This is a genomic window from Streptomyces sp. RLA123 (assembly GCF_056270165.1).
This window is the reverse complement of record NZ_JBWDOR010000003.1, coordinates 3,915,856-3,932,819: the sequence shown is the minus strand read 5'-3', so window position 1 is coordinate 3,932,819 and position 16,964 is coordinate 3,915,856. Positions and strand designations below refer to the sequence as shown.

General features: G+C 73.6%; 15 protein-coding genes, 1 tRNA gene and 2 pseudogenes. 8 read left to right on the top strand and 10 right to left on the bottom strand.

Annotation, left to right across the window (positions count from 1 at the left end; translation table 11 throughout):
• The first annotated feature begins 177 nt into the window (after positions 1-177).
• Complete coding sequence (locus tag RV983_RS17810) at positions 178-1,515, top strand: hypothetical protein (RefSeq protein ID WP_475986753.1); 1,338 nt, start codon at positions 178-180, stop codon at positions 1,513-1,515.
• Positions 1,516-1,837: 322 nt separating this feature from the next.
• Here RV983_RS17810 and RV983_RS17805 read toward each other — a convergent pair.
• The 4 genes from RV983_RS17805 to RV983_RS17790 all read right to left on the bottom strand — a co-directional run bounded on the left by RV983_RS17805 (position 1,838) and on the right by RV983_RS17790 (position 3,388).
• Positions 1,838-1,924, bottom strand: a tRNA-Ser gene (locus tag RV983_RS17805).
• 10 nt (positions 1,925-1,934) lie between these two features.
• On the bottom strand, positions 1,935-2,390 hold the full coding sequence (tadA, locus tag RV983_RS17800; RefSeq protein ID WP_475986752.1) for a tRNA adenosine(34) deaminase TadA: 456 nt from the start codon (positions 2,388-2,390) through the stop codon (positions 1,935-1,937).
• Between the two features lie 32 nt (positions 2,391-2,422).
• Entirely contained in the window at positions 2,423-2,965 is a 543-nt protein-coding gene (locus tag RV983_RS17795; protein WP_475986751.1) for a tRNA adenosine deaminase-associated protein, read from the bottom strand.
• A gap of 222 nt (positions 2,966-3,187) precedes the next feature.
• A complete protein-coding gene (locus RV983_RS17790) occupies positions 3,188-3,388 on the bottom strand; it encodes a hypothetical protein (RefSeq protein ID WP_475986750.1) in 201 nt (66 codons plus the stop codon).
• Positions 3,389-3,546: 158 nt separating this feature from the next.
• Here RV983_RS17790 and upp point away from each other — a divergent pair, with 158 nt between their 5' ends.
• Positions 3,547-4,182, top strand: a complete 636-nt coding sequence (gene upp / locus RV983_RS17785) for a uracil phosphoribosyltransferase (protein WP_384290175.1) — start codon at positions 3,547-3,549, stop codon at positions 4,180-4,182.
• Between the two features lie 79 nt (positions 4,183-4,261).
• Here upp and RV983_RS17780 read toward each other — a convergent pair whose 3' ends face one another.
• Together RV983_RS17780 and RV983_RS17775 are read right to left on the bottom strand one after the other, a co-directional pair.
• Complete coding sequence (locus RV983_RS17780) at positions 4,262-4,939, bottom strand: LytR C-terminal domain-containing protein (protein WP_475986749.1); 678 nt, start codon at positions 4,937-4,939, stop codon at positions 4,262-4,264.
• A gap of 146 nt (positions 4,940-5,085) precedes the next feature.
• Positions 5,086-5,382 (bottom strand): type II toxin-antitoxin system VapB family antitoxin, encoded by a 297-nt coding sequence (locus RV983_RS17775; RefSeq protein ID WP_319134963.1) that lies wholly within the window; start codon positions 5,380-5,382, stop codon positions 5,086-5,088.
• A 188-nt stretch (positions 5,383-5,570) separates the two neighbouring features.
• On the opposite strand from RV983_RS17775, the pseudogene RV983_RS17770 reads away from it, so the two are divergent.
• A pseudogene (locus tag RV983_RS17770) lies at positions 5,571-6,206 on the top strand (helicase HerA-like domain-containing protein); the annotation flags it as partial.
• Here RV983_RS17770 and RV983_RS17765 read toward each other — a convergent pair.
• The gene (locus RV983_RS17765; protein ID WP_475986748.1) at positions 6,203-6,838 is read right to left on the bottom strand and encodes an HhH-GPD-type base excision DNA repair protein; all 636 of its coding nucleotides are present in this window, start codon (positions 6,836-6,838) and stop codon (positions 6,203-6,205) included. The pseudogene RV983_RS17770 and the gene RV983_RS17765 overlap by 4 nt on opposite strands.
• Before the next feature lie 342 nt (positions 6,839-7,180).
• Between RV983_RS17765 and RV983_RS17760 the strand changes: the two genes are divergently transcribed.
• The 5 genes and pseudogenes from RV983_RS17760 to RV983_RS17740 form a co-directional block, all read left to right on the top strand.
• Positions 7,181-7,663, top strand: a complete 483-nt coding sequence (locus tag RV983_RS17760) for a DUF7144 family membrane protein (protein ID WP_475986747.1) — start codon at positions 7,181-7,183, stop codon at positions 7,661-7,663.
• Positions 7,664-7,841: 178 nt separating this feature from the next.
• Positions 7,842-10,067, top strand: a complete 2,226-nt coding sequence (locus RV983_RS17755; protein WP_475986746.1) for a family 2 encapsulin nanocompartment cargo protein terpene cyclase — start codon at positions 7,842-7,844, stop codon at positions 10,065-10,067.
• 304 nt (positions 10,068-10,371) lie between these two features.
• On the top strand, positions 10,372-11,652 hold the full coding sequence (locus RV983_RS17750; protein ID WP_475986745.1) for a hypothetical protein: 1,281 nt from the start codon (positions 10,372-10,374) through the stop codon (positions 11,650-11,652).
• Positions 11,653-11,731: 79 nt separating this feature from the next.
• Complete coding sequence (locus tag RV983_RS17745) at positions 11,732-12,466, top strand: siderophore-interacting protein (RefSeq protein WP_475986744.1); 735 nt, start codon at positions 11,732-11,734, stop codon at positions 12,464-12,466.
• A gap of 150 nt (positions 12,467-12,616) precedes the next feature.
• Positions 12,617-12,799, top strand: a pseudogene (locus RV983_RS17740) (PaaI family thioesterase); the annotation flags it as partial.
• 185 nt (positions 12,800-12,984) lie between these two features.
• Here RV983_RS17740 and RV983_RS17735 read toward each other — a convergent pair.
• From RV983_RS17735 to RV983_RS17725, 3 genes are read right to left on the bottom strand one after another with little or no spacing between them, the layout of a single operon-like run.
• Positions 12,985-14,844 (bottom strand): GMC family oxidoreductase, encoded by a 1,860-nt coding sequence (locus RV983_RS17735; protein WP_475986743.1) that lies wholly within the window; start codon positions 14,842-14,844, stop codon positions 12,985-12,987.
• Positions 14,841-16,259, bottom strand: a complete 1,419-nt coding sequence (locus RV983_RS17730) for a hypothetical protein (protein ID WP_475986742.1) — start codon at positions 16,257-16,259, stop codon at positions 14,841-14,843. Before RV983_RS17730 ends, RV983_RS17735 begins: the two co-directional genes overlap by 4 nt.
• Positions 16,256-16,954 (bottom strand): FadR/GntR family transcriptional regulator, encoded by a 699-nt coding sequence (locus RV983_RS17725; RefSeq protein ID WP_475986741.1) that lies wholly within the window; start codon positions 16,952-16,954, stop codon positions 16,256-16,258. Before RV983_RS17725 ends, RV983_RS17730 begins: the two co-directional genes overlap by 4 nt.
• Between the last annotated feature and the right edge of the window lie 10 nt (positions 16,955-16,964).

Below are 16,964 nucleotides of genomic sequence, written 5' to 3'. Positions count from 1 at the left end.
AGGGAAGACCAGTTGGACTGCAGACCGGCACGGCCACTGGGCAACTCCGGCCCCGGAAACCCCGGGGCCCGCTGTCGGCCTCGGCCGCTAGGGTGTGCTCGCTCGCACACGCATCCGGTGCGGGCGGGGGGCGCGGCAGTCGACTGCCGCCGGATCAACACTCATCGGAGTATCCGCTTGAGACTCACACGCCTGCTGATCGCAGCTGCCGTGGCACTGCCGGCCTGCGCCGTCATGACGTCCTCGGCGTCGGCCTCGGCGGACCCGTGGCTCGACGGCTCCGTCAAGGTCTCGCTGCCCGGCGCGGTCACGGTCAAGGGGGACTGGGCGCAGGGCACGCTCACCGTGGCCAACCCCGGCTCCACCACTCTCACGGGTCAGCATGTCTTCTGGGACATCAGCACCATGGACTGGACCGACCCGATGCCGGCCGGCTCGGTCCTGATGGACTGGGCGGACGGCAGCGGCGACACCTGGCACCGGGCGCCGCTGAAGGTCCTCTACCCGTTCGGCTCCAAGCCTTCGGAATGGCGTTACCCCGTCAACCTGCACTGGCGGATGGGTCCGGCGGACGGCTGGACCCTCAAGCCGCACACCAGCCACACCTACCGGATCCGCCTGTCCATGCCGCAGTCCACCATGACCGAGCCGATCCACCGCCTGGGAGCGGGGGCGCGCCTCGGCGGTGGCAGTGACGGCGAGGGCGGCCCGTCCGCGCTGGTCGGCAGGGAGACCGCCGGGCTCGCGGTGCGCGGCATGGTGCCCAAGGTGCTCGGCTTGCCGGCCACCGTGCCGGTGGACCGGCGGGCAGTCGGCTTCACCCTCGACATCCGCACGCAGCACAAGGCGGACTGGCGCCTGAAGGAGGCCGGCTTCGGCCTGGACGCCGGCTGGTCGGACAAGAACCCGCCCGCCTGCGACGCCCGCATCGAGATCCGCGACCCCGTCCTCGGGACCTGGAACCCGGTCGGCACCAACACGTTCCTTCCGGGCAAGATGACGGCCCTCAACCGCTGGGCCACCGGGCCCGTGGACCACCGGGTGGTCACCGCCCGGCTGCTCCTGGGCGGCAACTTCACCGCGGGCAAGCACCAGCTGTCCGCCGGCGAGTACCCCGGAGTCGGTCCCAACACCTTCTTCCCGACGGCGAACTTCACGGCCACCCGCCCCACCGGCGCGAAGCCCGCCTGCCTCGTTCTGAACACCACCGCCATCTACGGTTTCAACGCCTCCCCCGAGCTGGTCCGCAAGGGCGCCACCCTCACCGCCACGGGCGTGCTGGACCGCAAGTCCGGAACCACCACCAAGCCCGTCCCCGGCCAGCGCGTCTCCCTGTTCTTCCAGCCCAAGGGCAGCACCAAGTGGGCGTACAGCGGCTACGCCACCACCAACTCGACCGGTCGCTTCACCAAGAAGCTCACCGCCGGCAAGGACGGCACCTGGATGCCCGTCTTCAACGGCACCACCACGCTGCGCACCTCCCACGGCACCCCCGACGCCGTCGACGTGAAGTGACCCCGGCCCTTCCGTGACCCCGTTCCCCGGGCAGGCGAGCCCTCCGCCCGCCTCCCGGGGGCCGGGCGTGTGCCCTGCGACCCGCGGGGCGGGGACGCGGCCACCGCCGCGGCGCCGCTATCAGCACGCCACAGACCCCGTGTTGCAGAGCATCGCGGACAAGCTCGGCAGCACCCTGTGGGGCGCCCCGCGGGACAAGGCCGGGGGACGACGACGGCTCCTCCGGGGCCCTCGTACCGGCCAACCGGGGCCAGAACGGAGACCAAAGATCACGAAGGGCCCCACTCGACTGAGTGGGGCCCTTCGTTTTTGCTCTTCAGAGCGGTAGCGGTGGGATTTGAACCCACGGAGGAGTTGCCCCCTCACACGCTTTCGAGGCGTGCTCCTTAGGCCGCTCGGACACGCTACCGAGGGAGAGCTTAGCGGACGTCCGGGTGTGCTCTGAAATCGTTTGTGCGAAAGAAGCGGGTGAGCAGCTCACCGCACTCCTCCGCGAGCACCCCGGAGATCACTTCCGGGCGGTGGTTCAGGCGCCGGTCGCGGACCAGGTCCCAGAGCGAACCGGCCGCGCCGGCCTTCTCGTCGAGGGCGCCGTAGACCACGCGGTCCAGCCGGGACAGGACCACGGCGCCCGCGCACATGGTGCAGGGCTCCAGGGTCACGACCAGCGTGCAGCCGCCCAGCCGCCAGGAACCGGCCGTCCTGGAGGCCTCGCGGATGGCGAGGACCTCCGCGTGGGCGGTCGGGTCGCCGACCGCCTCCCGCTCGTTGCGGCCCCGGCCGATGACCGTGCCGTCCGAGGACAGCACGACCGCGCCCACCGGCACGTCGCCGGTGCGCGGGGCGAGGGTCGCTTCGTGGAGGGCGAGCCGCATGGGCCCGGCCCAGGGGTCGCGGAGCGGATCGGTCAGCGGACCGCCTCCAGAACGTCCGCGCAGCCCAGCGAGTCGGCGATCTCGCCGAGGGCCTCGCCCGTCAGCGCGCCGTCGCCGCTGAGCGCGAGCAGCTCCTTGTCGCTCATCCCCAGGTCCACGAGCAGCTCGGCGTCACCGAGCGGGCCCACGGGCACATGGACCTCGGTCGGCCCCGGCACCACGTCGTCGTCGAGTTCCTCGCTGTCACCCTCCTCGGTGCCGTCGAGGTCGACGATCTCGTCGAGGTCCTCCGGGTCACGGCCGAGCAGCTCGTCGGTGAGCAGGATCTCGCCGTAGGAGCTGCGGGCCGCCGCGGCGGCGTCGGACACATAGATCCGGGGGTCCTCTTCACCGTCCAAGCGGACGACGCCGAACCAGGCGTCCTCCTGCTCGATGAAGACCAGGACCGTATCTTCCTCGGTCGAGGCGGCACGGGCCACCTCGGTCAGGTCGCCGAGGGTTTCCACATCGTCGAGATCGGTCTCGCGCGCTTCCCAACCGTCCTCGGTGCGCGCGAGCAGTGCGGCGAAATACACCGTGACTCTCCCACAGGTCTCAGGCCGTCCGGACTTTCGGGCGGGAGCCGGATGATCAGCTCGGGGGTCCCCGCCCACACTCGGCATCGTGGCAGAAACCTCGGCTTTGCGAAGGGTCTTCCGCGCGCGCCGCGTGCCAGGGCTTCCGGCTTTTTCCCTGCGGCGGCCTGCGGGGACCCGCCGGAACCCGTCCGGCAGGGGCGGTTGGGCCGTCCTGGTGGCCTACCAGCGGAAGGTGCGCATCCGCATCTGCTGGCGCGCCCGCGCCGCGCGCGCCCTGCGTGGCTGCACGCGGTCGCGGAGCTCCTTGGCCTCGTTCAGCTCCCGCAGGAACATCGTCCGGCGCCGTCTGCGTTCGGCGTCGCGCTCCTGCTGCGTACGGGCGTCGCTCGCGTCGGCGCCACCGTCGTCGTGCTCCGTCATGGGGCAACACCTCTGGTGATCCGCGGGGCCCGGGCGGTACGGTCCGGGCGTAAGGGCTCGCCTTCCCCCTTCAGTGTGGTTTCAAAGCGGCCCGTTGCACAGCCGCTCAGGGGCAGCCGTTTCTGCCCGGGGGCGGGCGCGACGTTAAAGTCGTGGGCATGCGGATCCATGTCGTCGACCACCCCCTGGTGGCGCACAAACTCACCACGCTGCGCGACGAGCGCACCGACTCGCCGACCTTCCGGCGGCTGGCCGACGAGCTGGTCACCCTGCTCGCCTACGAGGCCACCCGTGATGTGCGCACCGAGCAGGTCGACATCGCCACGCCGGTGGCGCGGACCACGGGCGTACGGCTCTCCCACCCGCGGCCGCTGGTCGTGCCGATCCTGCGCGCCGGTCTCGGCATGCTGGAGGGCCTGGTGCGCCTGCTGCCGACCGCCGAGGTCGGCTTCCTCGGCATGATTCGTGACGAGGAGACGCTGGAGGCCAAGACCTACGCCACCCGCATGCCGGAGGACCTCTCGGGGCGGCAGGTGTACGTGCTGGACCCGATGCTGGCGACCGGCGGCACCCTGATCGCCGCGATCGACCTGCTGATCGAGCGCGGCGCGGACGACGTGACGGCCGTGGTGCTGCTCGCCTCCCCGGAGGGCGTCGAGGCCATGGAGCGCGCATTGGCGGGCAAGCCCGTCACCGTCGTCACCGCCGCCGTCGACAGCCACCTCAACGAGAGCGGCTACATCGTCCCGGGCCTCGGTGACGCGGGCGACCGCCTCTACGGCACCGCGGGCTAGCGGGCACCCTTCCGACACGTCAGGGCGGTCCGGACCCCGCACGGGGTCCGGACCGCCCTGACGTCTGTGTCGGGCCGCCCTAGCAGCCGGCCGGACGTGGGGCCGCGCTCGGCTTGGCGAGGAGGACGAGGTTCCTCTCGACGACCCTGTCGGCGGCGAGCGTGGTGAAGCCCTTGCCCAGCATCAGGTCGACGGTGTCGGCCGCGTGCTTGCTCTTGGGGGCCGCGGGCTTGTAGGCGGTGGTGCCCTTGAACTGGGCGCCGACCACCTTCATGGCCGCCTCGGCCTTTGTGCCGGAGCCGCCGAGCAGCAGGGCGGCCGCGGTGACCTTGCGGTCGTACTCGGGGTCGGCGTTGCCGAAGGTGCCGATCTTGAAGCCCCGGGCGGCGAGCTGGTCGGCGGTCTTCTTGGCGAGGCCGCTCTTGGCGGTCGCGTTGTAGACGTTGACCGTGAGCTGCCCGGGCTCGGGGAACGCGGTGGGTTTGCTGCCGGGTGTTCTGGGCGCCGGTGCGACCGCCTCGCAGGCCCGCTCCTTGGAGGCGTTGGCCGCTTGCGCGGGCTTCCCCTTGGCTGCGGCGTCGCCGTCGAAGACGTCGACCAGCTGCATCGTGCCCCAGCCGGCGAGGCCGAGCACGGCGACGGTCGTGACCAGTACCGTCACGATCCGGACCCGGCTCCGTGGACGGCGCATTCGTGGGTACTGGTTCCCGGTGACACGGTACTTCCCGCCCATGCCAGGGGGCGTCAGCATGCTCATGTGCGCAGCGTAGTGCTGGATTCCGACTTGGCCTACTAAACGATCAACCAATCGCGGCCAATCGGGACGACTTGAACCCGAAAGGGTCAACAATCGGCTGAACGGATGTCAGTACCGCCCGCCGGTGCCCTCTCGGCCGTCCGGGTTCAGTCCATCTCCAGCACGCGCGCGTGCAGCACCTGCCGCTGCTGGAGTGCCGCGCGCACGGCACGGTGGAGCCCGTCCTCCAGGTAGAGGTCGCCCTGCCACTTCACGACATGGGCGAACAGGTCCCCGTAGAACGTCGAGTCCTCGGCGAGCAGGGTCTCCAGGTCGAGTTGCCCCTTCGTGGTGACCAACTGGTCGAGGCGTACCGGACGTGGGGCGACGTCCGCCCATTCACGGGTGCTTTTCCGGCCGTGGTCGGGATACGGCCGCCCGTTTCCGATGCGCTTGAAGATCACACGGAAAGCCTACCGGGCAAGGGCGTACGGGCGCAGCAATGGTGCGGGAGTGCGATGGTGGGCAAATACGGTGATAGCGGGAGCAGCGGAGCAGCCCATGACCACGCCGACGACGCCCGACGCCGCGCGGACCATCGCCCAGGGGTACGCGTTCACCGGACCGGCGCTCGATCTCGGGGCGCTCCTGGGCGAGCAAGGCCTTTCTGGAGGCGATCACGCAGACCGTGCGGCTGATCCGCTCCAAGGGGGTGGGGATCTTCTTCGTGACGCAGACGCCCAAGGACGTGCCCGCCGATGTGCTGGGGCAGCTCGGCAACCGGGTCCAGCACGCGCTGCGCGCCTTCACCCCGGAGGACGCCAAGGCGCTCAAGGCGACCGTGCGGACCTTCCCGGTGTCCCCGTACGACCTGGAGGAACTGCTCACCGGTCTCGGCACCGGCGAGGCGGTGGTCACGGTGCTCGGCGAGAACGGCGCCCCCACCCCGGTCGCCGCCACCCGGCTGCGGTCGCCGCGGTCGCTGATGGGACCGGTCGCCCCGGAGGCGCTGGAGGCGGCCGTGAAGGGCTCCGCGCTGTATCCGCGCTACGCCCAGGCGGTGGACCGGGAGTCGGCGTACGAGCGCCTGAGCGAGCGGCCCGCGGCGGCCGGACCCGCGGCCCGTAAGCGGGAGGAGGGGGAGCAGCGGCCGAAGGAGGAGCCGGGGGTCGTGGAGCAGGTGATCGGCAGCGGCGTCTTCCAGTCGCTGGCCCGCTCCGTCGGCACCCAGTTCGGGCGCGAGATCACCCGGTCCCTCTTCGGCACGTCCAAGCGACGCCGCCGCTAGTCCTGGGCCTTGGCCTTCTTGGCGGGTTTCGCGGGTTTCGCGGGTTTGGCGGGCGGGGCCGCCTTGGCCGCGCGCTTGGCCTCCTGTTTGAAGGCCCGCACCTTGTCCAGGGACTCCGGTCCCGTGATGTCGGCCACGGAGCGGAACGAGCCCTGCTCGCCGTAGAGCCCGGCGGCCTCGCGCCAGCCCTCGGGGGTGACGCCGAGCTGCTTGCCGAGCAGGGCCAGGAAGATCTGCGCCTTCTGCTTGCCGTAGCCGGGCAGGTCGCCCAGCCGTTTCAGCAGTTCCCTGCCGTCACCGGCACCGCGCCAGACCGCCTCGGCGTCGCCGTCGTAGTGCTCGACGAGGTACTGGCACAACTGCTGGACGCGCTTGGCCATCGAGCCCGGGTAGCGGTGCACGGCCGGCTTCTCGGAGAACAGGGCGACGAAGGCCTCGGGGTCGTAGGCCGCGATCTCATGGGCGTCCAGGTCGTCGCGGCCCATGCGCGTGGCGATGGTGTGCGGGCCGGTGAAGGCCCATTCCATCGGGATCTGCTGGTCCAGGAGCATGCCGGTGAGTGCGGCGAGCGGGCTGCGGCCGAGCAGCGCGTCGGCCTCGGGCTGCTGGGACAGCCGGAGTGTGGTTGCCATCCCCTGATCCTCGCAGGGAATCCCGGCCTTCGGGCGGGGCGGGCATACCGTCCTCGGTCCGGAGGCGCCGAGCTCCGTAGGCCTCCGCGTTTCCGCGTTTCCGCGTCCCGGGGGCGAGGGCCGGGCCGGGTGTTTCCCGCGGTGTGCCGCCGCCGGCGCCCCTGACGGCGCTGACGAGCCCGGACAGGACGATGCGCCGGTGAACTCGCGCGGCTCCGTGCCGGGCGGCGCGCGGGGCGTGTCGCTCCCGCGTCACCCGAACGGCCCATCGCCGATGGCCGACCGGGCGGTGCGGGCGGACCGTGTGAGGTGTCCACCCACCGACGCGATGGGAGCCTTGTGATGAGCCAGCAGACGCAGTCGGTCAAGCCGCATCACCACTCGGGCTGGGCGACCGGCGGCACCGTGTTCGCGGGCGTCCTGATGATGGTCTCGGGTGTCTGGGCCATCCTCGAGGGCATTTCCGCCATCGCCAAGGACGACGTCTGGGTCCGGCTTGGCCACTACATCTTCAAGTGGAACCTGACGGCGTGGGGCTGGATCCACCTCGTGCTGGGCGTCCTCGTCCTCATCGTCGGCACGGCCCTGCTCTCCAGCGCGCCGAGGTGGGCACGGGTCGCGGGTGTGGCGCTGATCGCGTTCAACATCCTGGTGAACTTCGCCTGGCTGCCGTACACGCCGTTCTGGGCCTTCCTGATGATCGCGATCGACATCTTCATCATCTGGGCCCTGTGCCGCGGATGGGGCGACCACGCCGACCACCTCGACCACCACGGCGGGGACGGTCACCACGGCAGGGACGACAAGCTCGGCCACCCGGTCTGACCGGCAGGGCGGCCGGCCGTGCCGGCCCCGCACACCCTGCCGTTCCATAGCACGCCGCGGCCCCGGAGGCGTCCCCGAACGCCACCCTGGTCGCGGCGTCATGTTCGGTTCGTCACCCCTTCGTGTGACATGACCGCTCTGCCGGATAGCCCCCATCCGTGCGGGTAGCGCTGAACGAGTGACGCAGCCATTTGAACTTCCCGACTTCTACCTGCCGCACCCCGCGCGCCTGAACCCCCGTCTGGAGGAGGCGCGGGAGCACTCCCGCACGTGGGCGCGGGACATGGGGATGCTGGAGGGTTCGGGCATCTGGGACACCGCCGACCTCGACGCGCACGACTACGCGCTGCTGTGCGCTTATACACACCCCGACTGCCCGGGACCCGAGCTCTCCTTGGTGACGGACTGGTACGTGTGGGTCTTCTTCTTCGACGACCACTTCCTGGAGACGTTCAAGCGCTCCCAGGACCGTCGCGGTGGCAAGGCCTACCTCGACCGGCTGCCCGCCTTCATGCCGATGGACCTGGCACAGGGCATGCCCGAGCCGGTCAACCCGGTCGAGGCCGGGCTCGCCGATCTGTGGCGGCGCACCGTCCCCGCCATGTCGCTGGACTGGCGCCGGCGGTTCGCCGAGAGCACCGAGCACCTGCTCAACGAGTCGCTGTGGGAGCTGTCCAACATCAACGCGGGCCGGGTGCCCAATCCGGTGGAGTACATCGAGATGCGCCGCAAGGTCGGCGGCGCGCCGTGGTCCGCGGGCCTGGTGGAGTACGCGGCCGGGGCCGAGGTGCCGGCCGCGATCGCCCGGTCCCGGCCGATGCTCGTGCTGCGGGACGCCTTCTCCGACGGGGTGCACCTGCGCAACGACCTGTTCTCGTACCAGCGCGAGACGGAGGAGGAGGGCGAGCTCAGCAACGGCGTGCTCGTCCTGGAGACCTTCCTGGGGTGCACGACCCAGGAGGCGGCGGAGTCCGTCAACGACCTGCTGACCTCGCGCCTGCACCAGTTCGAGAACACCGCGGTGACCGAACTGCCGCCGCTCGTCGCGGAGCACGGGCTCGACGCGGCGCAGTGCGCCGCCGTGCTGGCGTACATCAAGGGCCTTCAGGACTGGCAGTCCGGCGGCCACGAGTGGCACATGCGCTCCAGCCGCTACATGAACGGCGGCGGCGCGGGGGCCCCCGCGGCCACGGGCTGGTCGCCGTTCGCGCTGCCCGGCGGGATCGGGCTGTCGGCCGGCACGGTGCGGACCACCCAGCGCTCCGAGGCCGCCCGCGTCCGGAGCTTCACCCATGGGCCGCGGCGGACCGGGCCGTTCCCGCTGCCCGACTTCCTGATGCCCTTCCCGGCCACGCTCAGCCCGCACCTGGAAGCGGCCCGGCGCAACATCGCCGACTGGGCGCACCGGATGGGCCTGCTGGTGCCGCAGCCCGGTGTCCCCTCCTCCTTCGTGTGGGACGAGCGCAAGCTGGTCGCGTTCGACTTCCCGCTGTGCGCCGCGGGCATCCATCCCGACGCGTCCCCCGAGGCGCTGGACCTCACGTCCGGCTGGCTCACGTGGGGGACCTACGCCGACGACTGGTTTCCGGCGGTCTTCGGCCGCACCCGCGACCTGGCCGGCGCCCGCGCCGCCAACGACCGCCTGCCGGCCTTCATGCCGGTCGACGGCACGCCCGCGCCCGAACCGGTCAACGCCCTGGAGCGCGGTCTGGCCGACCTGTGGGCGCGGACGTCCGGGCCGATGACGCCCGAGGCGCGAAGCCGCTTCCGTGCCGCCGTCGAGAGCATGACCGCCAGTTGGCTGTGGGAACTGGCCAACCAGGCGCAGAACCGGATCCCCGACCCCGTCGACTACCTGGAGATGCGCCGCCGCACCTTCGGCTCCGAACTGACGATGAGCCTGTGCCGGCTCGGGCACGGTCAGGCCGTGCCGGACGAGGTGTACCGCAGCGGGCCGATGCGGTCCCTGGAGAACGCCGCCGCCGACTACGCCTGCCTGATGAACGACGTCTTCTCGTACCGGAAGGAGATCGAGTACGAGGGCGAGATCCACAACGCCCTGCTGGTGGTGCAGAACTTCTTCGACTGCGACGAGCCGGCCTCGCTCGCCGTGGTCCATGACCTGATGACCGGGCGCATGAAGGAGTTCCAGCACGTGGCGGCGAACGAACTGCCCGTGCTCTACGACGACTTCGATCTCGGCGTGGAGGCCCGCGCGGTCCTGGACCGCTATGTGCGCGAGCTGGAGAACTGGCTCGCGGGCATCCTGACATGGCATCGCGGCTGCCGCCGCTACGACGAGGAGGAACTGCGCCGGCCGCCCGGCACCTCCCGGCCTCCGGCCGGCCCGCAGGGCCTGGGCACATCGGCGGCCCGGCTGGTCGCGCTGCTCGGGGCGCGGTAGCGCGGTATCGGCCGACGGCAGGCGGCAGAGGGGGGACGGTCCGCACGGGCCGTCCCCCTCCCTGTTCCGCGTTCCGCCGCACCCGTCAGGCGGCGCGAATTCGGTTGCCGCGCAGAGGAGATACCGGGGATGATCCCCGGCATGACCGCCCTCACCCACGACCGGAAGGGCGCACGCCGCCCCGCTCGGTGAACCCCGCGGCTCCGGCTGCGCCGCCGGACGTCCTCGCTCCCGGTCGCTCCCCTCCTCCCACGGGTCCGTCCCCGTCCATCCCGTCGTGCCCGGACCCTGGAGGAACCGCCCCGTGGACCACGAATTGACCGAGATCCGCAGCCTCATCGACGCCGGCGACACCGGTGGCGCGGTCCGCGCCCTGCGTGTGCACGCCGACACCGCCGACCCGGCCGTCCTCGCCCCGCTCGTCGAGGCCCTCGCCCTCCGCGCCGGCACCGGCGACCTGGCCGCGGCGGCCGCCGCACTGGCCGCCGCACCGGACGGCGTGGCGGAGCTCTACGCGTACGGCTACGCCTGCGTGGAGGAGGGCGCCGCCTACCTGGCCGTGCCCGCCCTGCGTGCCGCACTGCGCGGGGCCCCGGACTCCCGCCGAGTCCTGGTCGAACTGGTCGCCGCGCTGGAGCGCGAGGAACGCCACCACGAGGCGCTGGAGCCGCTGAAAGAGCGCGAAAGCGCCCTGCCCGCCTGGCCCGAGCGCTATCTCCTGGCCCACAACGCGCTGATGGCAGGTGAGTTGGCACTCGCCCGCGACACCACCACCCGGCTTCCCGTACCCGCGGGCGACGACGAGCGGTGGCTGCCCGCCGACACGCGCCTGCGCCGCCGGCTCGTACGCGCCGGCGCCGTGGCCGGGACCACGGCCCTGGACGGGCGGGACCTGCGCGGCTGGCACTACGTGCTGACCGGAGGCGTGCTGGCGACGCTGTCCCCGTACGGCTTCGAGAGCATGACGGGGCGGTACGCCTACGTCCAGGACAGTCCGGACCTGTGCCGGGGCGGCCTGGACCGGCTCCGGTCGGCGCTCACCGCGACCGGCACGGCACCGCGCGCGGTGGCGGCGCTGCCCGACCGCTCCAGCCGGATCATGGGCCTGGCCGCCGCACGCGTCCTGGAACTGCCCGTCGAGCCCTATGAGCCGGGCCGCCCGGACACCGTCGTCGTCGCGTACGACCTGGCCGCGGCGGACCCCGGAATCCTCCGTGGCCTCCTGGACCCGGCCCCGGGGCAGGTGCTGTACGAGCACGCGACGTCCTGGACCCGGCCGCCCGCCGTGTCCGCCGACGTCAGCGGAATGCTCGCGCAGCACTGCGTGGCGCCCTGGGGCGAGCGGCTGCGGCTCTCGCCCGACGGCTCTCCCGGCGTGGTCCCGCCCGACGACCGCTCCGAGTACGACATCGCGCACGAGGTCGTGGCCGCCGACCCGATGCCCGACCCGGGTGACGGCGGCACCCCGCCCGACACGGACGCCGGTTTCAGCGCCTTCGCCGCGCGGCTCGCCGGGCGGTGGCCGGACGGACCGCGGGAGCGGGCGCCCTCCGCGGGGCCGGTGTCCAGTGCCCGCTTCGCCTGACCCGGACGATGGTGGTGCGGGTCCCCGGGAGCCTACGGTGGAACCGCATCTGCGGCCCCGCGGCGAGGAGTTCCCCCGAATGAGCGCGATCAGCGGTCGACGCACCCCCCTGCGTGACCGGTTGCTCGACCGGTTCCTGCTGCACGGCACGGTGGTGTCCGTGGAGCGCGCGGCCGCCCGCATGCGGCGGCTGCGGATCGAGGGGCCGGGGCTGGGCGAGGCGGCCTGCCGGCCGGGGCAGCAGGTGCGGGTGCACGTGGACGGGATGACCCGGCGGACGTACTCGGTGTGGCGCCACGACCCGGCGGGCGCGCTCGAGTTGTGCGTGATGGAGCATCCCGAACCGGGGCCCGGCGCACGCTGGGGCGCGGCGGCGGAGGCCGGGACGCGGGTGCGCCTGGGCCGGCCGGAGGGGTCGTTCGTGCTGCGTGCGGAGGCCCGGCACCACGTCTTCGTGGGGGAGGAGACGGCGATGCCCGCGCTGGGCGCCATGCTCGCCGCGCTGCCCGGCGACGCGTCCGTGCACGGCTGCGTGGAGACGGCGACCGCCGAGGACCGGCTGCCCCTGGCGCACGCGGACCGGCTCGCCTGGCCGCTGCGGGGCGAGGCCTCCGCCGCGGCCTCCGAGGGGCTCGTCGAGGCCGTCCGGGCGCTGGACCTGCCGGACGACCCGGCCGGCGGCGTCGCCTATGTCGCGGGGGAGGCCCGCACCGTGCAGCTCGTGCGCAATGTGCTGGTCCGCGAACGCGGCTGGGAGCGCAGGTCGGTGCTGACCAAGCCGTTCTGGAGCCCCGGCAGGCGCGGCATGGAGTGAGCGGCGGCGGGGTGTCGGAAACGGTGTCCAGCCTGCCGGGAGCGACACTCCCGGCGGGTCGGTCGCGCACCCGCACCTGGGAGGCCGCCCCGAGCCGGACCCCGAGACCCTCCAGGGGCGCTGGACGGGCGGTTCCCGGCCTCCTCGATCATGAGCACGCTGGGCTTCCGGCTCGGCGGGGTCGGGGACGGGGACGGGGACGGACGCACGGTCTTCGAGGGCGATCCCGGCGACCACCTGATCAACCCGATGGGCACCGTGCACGGCGGTTCCCTCGCCACCCTGCTGGACTCGGCGCTCGGCTCCGCCGTGATGAGCCGGCTGCCGGCCGGATCGACGTACACCACCGTCCCGTTGGGGGTGCAGATGATCCGGCCGGTGCTCGCGGGGACGCCCACGCTGCGCCGCGTAGAGCTTGCTGTTGTGCGTGCCGACGACGCACGCCTCGGCGGTGGCCGTCGGCACACACGACGGCAAGCTCTACGCGCACGGCACGACGACCTGAGCGGCGATGCGCCTCAGCTGACCGAGGCCACCGCCGCCTCGGCCACGGCCGACGCCATCGCCATGATGCTGAGCTGCGGATTCACCTCAGGGCAACTGGGCAGCGCGGAGGCGTCGGCGATGTGGACGCCCGCCACGCCGCGCAGCCGGCCGTCCGGTCCGGCGGGCGCGGTCCGCGGGTCGGCGCCCATCGCGACGGTGCCGGTGGGATGGAACGCCGACAGGTGCAACTGACGTACCGTCACGCGTTCCAGTGCGTCGTGGAACTCGGCGGGCGTACGTGCCCTCGGCGCGGCCGGGATGCCGGTGAGGACCTCCCGCGCCCCCGCGGCGAAGAGCAGATCGCCCATGGCGCGCACCGCGCGCAGCAGACGCCGGCCGTCGCGCGGGTCGACGTCGTAGCGCAGCAGTGGACGCCCGCGGCCCAGCACCCGGCCGGCCGGCCGGTCCGCGATCATCGCGCCGAACGTGGCCAGCCGGCCGGAGTCCTCCAGCTCCGCGCGCAACTCCCGCCCGACACCCGGCAGGACGAAGGAGCCCATGCCCGGCGGCGGGGCCGTGGCCTCGATGAGGATGCCGTCCGCGTGCAGTTCCTCCACGCCGGCGCTCTGGAGCACTGCCGGGCCGCCGTCCGCGACGGGCTCGGCGAAGCGCCCGGCCACGCTGGTCGCCGGGTGGACGGCGAGGTTGCGGCCGGTCCACGGGTGCCGGCCGAGCCCGGAGCGGCGCAGCAGCGGCGGGGTCTCCAGCGCACCGGCGGCGACCACCACCAGCGGGGCCAGGATCTCCAGGGTGCTGCCGTCGGCACGCCGGACGGCGACCCCGCAGGCCCGCGGGCCGCCCGGCCGGTCCGGGTCGGTCAGCACCCGGCGTACCGACGCGCCGGTGACGATCCGCGCCCCGGCGGCGCACGCCTGCGGCAGCACGGACAGCTGCACGCTCTGCTTGGCCCCGGCCGGACAGCCCACCACGCACTGGCACGAGCCGCGGCAGCCGGGCGCGTTGCGCCGCAGCGGGCCGGCCCGCCAGCCGAGTTCGCGCGCGCCGAGCAGCGCGAGCGTGCCGTTGCGGCCGAGGACGTCGAGCGGCTGGGTGGCCACGCGCAGGGTGGCTTCGACCTCGTCCAGGCGCGCGCCGAAGGCCGCCGCGTCCGCGAAGGCGCCGAGCCCGTACTCCTGGCGCCAGCGGGCCAGCACATGGTCCGGGGTGCGATAGCAGGTGCCGGAGTTGACGACCGTGGTGCCGCCGACCGCACGGCCGGTGGGGACGACGAGCGGCGGGCTGCCGAGGGCGACGGTCGCGCCGCCGTCGCGGTACAGCTCGGCGAAGCGGTCCAGCGGGGCCCGGCGCCCGAACTCCGCGGTGGTGTGACGGCGGCCCTCCTCCAGGACCAGGACCCGCAACCCGGCCCGCGCCAGGGTCCGGGCCGCCATCGCGCCGCCCGCGCCGGAGCCGATCACGACGGCGTCCGCCCGTGCGCGGTCCGGCCACCGCGCGGCGGGCACGCAGTCCAGCGGCGGGTCCTGCGGGGCGACGGGCACGGCGGCCGGGGTGCCCGTGCGCAGCATCCGTTCGGTCCCGGCCGCCAGCAGGACCGGCACCTTCACCACGTCCAGCAGCGGCAGCAGCGCGGGCCGGGCCGCCAGCCCGGTCAGCACCGCCTCCCGCCGGTCCGGCGTCAGCGCCTCCAGCCCGTGCCCGGTCCGCGTCCTGGCGTAGCCGTCGACCGCCGCGGCCGCCGCGCGGAATCCGTGCCGCGCCTGTGCGGGCATCGCCGCGAGCAGGCCCTCCAGCCGCCCGGCCACCCCCGCGGTCCAGTCGTCCTTCCCCTCGGCGGCCAGCAGCGCCGCCACCAGCCCCTGTACCGCGCTCACCGGTCGCCGACCTCCGCGTGGGCGGTGCCGTCGAGGGTCCATTCGGCCTCGGTGTGCCAGCGGCCCGCGTCACGGCGTTCGAGGAGGACGTGGGCGTCGGCGGTCTCGCTGTTGCGGCAGACGGCGGCGGCGCCGTCGGGGTCCGCGTAGTCGAGGGCGAGGGTGCGCTCGGGGTGCTGGGTGACCCGTACGGTGACGCGCCGCCGGCCTGCGCGGCCGGTGACGGTCCACTGCGGGAGGCCGATCGCGGCGGTGAAGCGCCGCAGCCCCGCGCGGCCGAGGGCGGGGCGCATTCCGCCGCGCGGCCAGTCGCGGCCGTCCTTGCGCAGGCGGAGGAAGACCAGCGGGGGAAGCCGGTCCAGCCCGGGGCGGGTGGAGACGGCGGCCACGATCTCCAGGACGTCGCCGTCCCCGAGGTCCGCGTGCAGCCACGCCCAGCGGCGGGCGTTGCCGTGACCGTAGATCCGGGCGGACGCGCCGGGCGCCCGCCGCAGGTCCAGCTCGCCGGAGGCGTGGCGGACGCGGCCGGTGTAGTGGGCCCGCGGCGACGGCACGATCTGCGCCGCAGGCAGCAGCGGCCGCCGCCACGACCAGCGGGGGAAGGTGTAGAGCGGTTCGGTCTCCCCGGGGTCCTCGGTGAGGTCCCAGGACAGGGCGCCCGCCGTGCCGCGCAGCCGCCCCGGTACGGCCTCGATGCCGCCCGCGGCGAAGCCCTCCGGCACGCCGCCGGTGGCGTCCCACGGCACCGGGCCGAAGCGGGCGTGCTCGACGGGTTCCGCTCCCTTGGCGGGGAAGACGGCCGCCCAGCCGTGCGCGTGGGCACCGCTGCCGTCGGCGGGGGTGACCACTTCGTGGTGCAGCCACAGTCCCGCGCCGGTGGCGGGGTCGGTGGCGGTGGTGTACCAGACCTCGGTGCGGCCGGGGGTGCCGCCGGAGCGGGGTGCCCACTGCGTACGGGCCTCGTCGCGGACCGGGAAGCGGAAGCTCGCGAGGAACGGCCCGAGCGCGGTGGCGGTGCGGAAGCGCAGCGTCCCGGTGCCGGCCGGTTCTGGGGAGCCGTCCCGGGTGAGGGTGAACGGCAGGACGGTCATCGACCGCAGCGGGTGCCGCGGGGTGACCGACTTCCAGCCGTCGAGGACGTGACGCTGCCCGTCGAGGGTGAACTCCAGCCGGTAGTGGATGCGCCGCCGGGCCAGCGGCGAGATCTCCAGGGTGCCGGTGACCGCGAGGTCGTCGGCGCGGCCCGCGATACGCAGCCGTCCGGTGACCCGGGCGGGCGTGGTGCGGTGGGGGAGCAGCAACCGGTCGCTGCGGACGGCGAGTTCCATCCGCACCGGCCGGTCCCGGTCCTCGCCGGACAGCCGTACGGTGCCGGTCATGGTCTCGGCGAAGGCGGTGCCGCGGGGGGCGTTCACCGGGTCGCCGCCTTCAGCCCGGCGCGCATGATGCGTTCGGTGGCGGTGAGATAGGCCTCGGCGGCCTCGCGGGCCGCGGCGGCGTCGCCCGCCTCGACGGCGGCGACGACCGGTTCGAGCCGCCCGTGGGCCTCCTCCGGGTCCTGGAACGGACCGGAGAGGTGACGCCGCATCGGCAGGTAGGCGTTGAAGAGGGTGTTGGTGAGCAGCACGTAGACGCGGTTGCCGGTCGCGCGGGCCAGCGCGCGGTGCACCTCGGCGTCGGCCAACTGCACCGCGTCCGGCTGCCCGGCCTCGCGCACGGCCTCGATCCGTGTCCGCAGCAGGGCCCGGTGGGCGGCGGTGGCCCGGGAGGCGGCCGTACCGGCGATCAACGTGCCGACGCCGTGCCGCACTTCGAAGATCTCGCCGAGCCAGCGGGCGTCGTGCCGGACGAGCATCGGCAGCAGGTCGGCGCCGCCGAGACGCTCGTAGTCGCGCACGCGGGTGCCGATGCCGTGCCGGGTCTCCAGCAGACCGGCCTGCACGAGCCGCCCGAAGGCGTGCTTGAGCGTGGTGCGGGTGACGCCGTAGCCCTCGGCGAGCTGCCGTTCGGGCGGCAGGAGCGTGCCGGCGGGGTGGCGGCCGGCGAGGATCTCCTCGCGCAACCGGTCCTCCAGGACGTCCACGATCGACTCACGCGGCAGCGCTTCCATCTCACCCTCC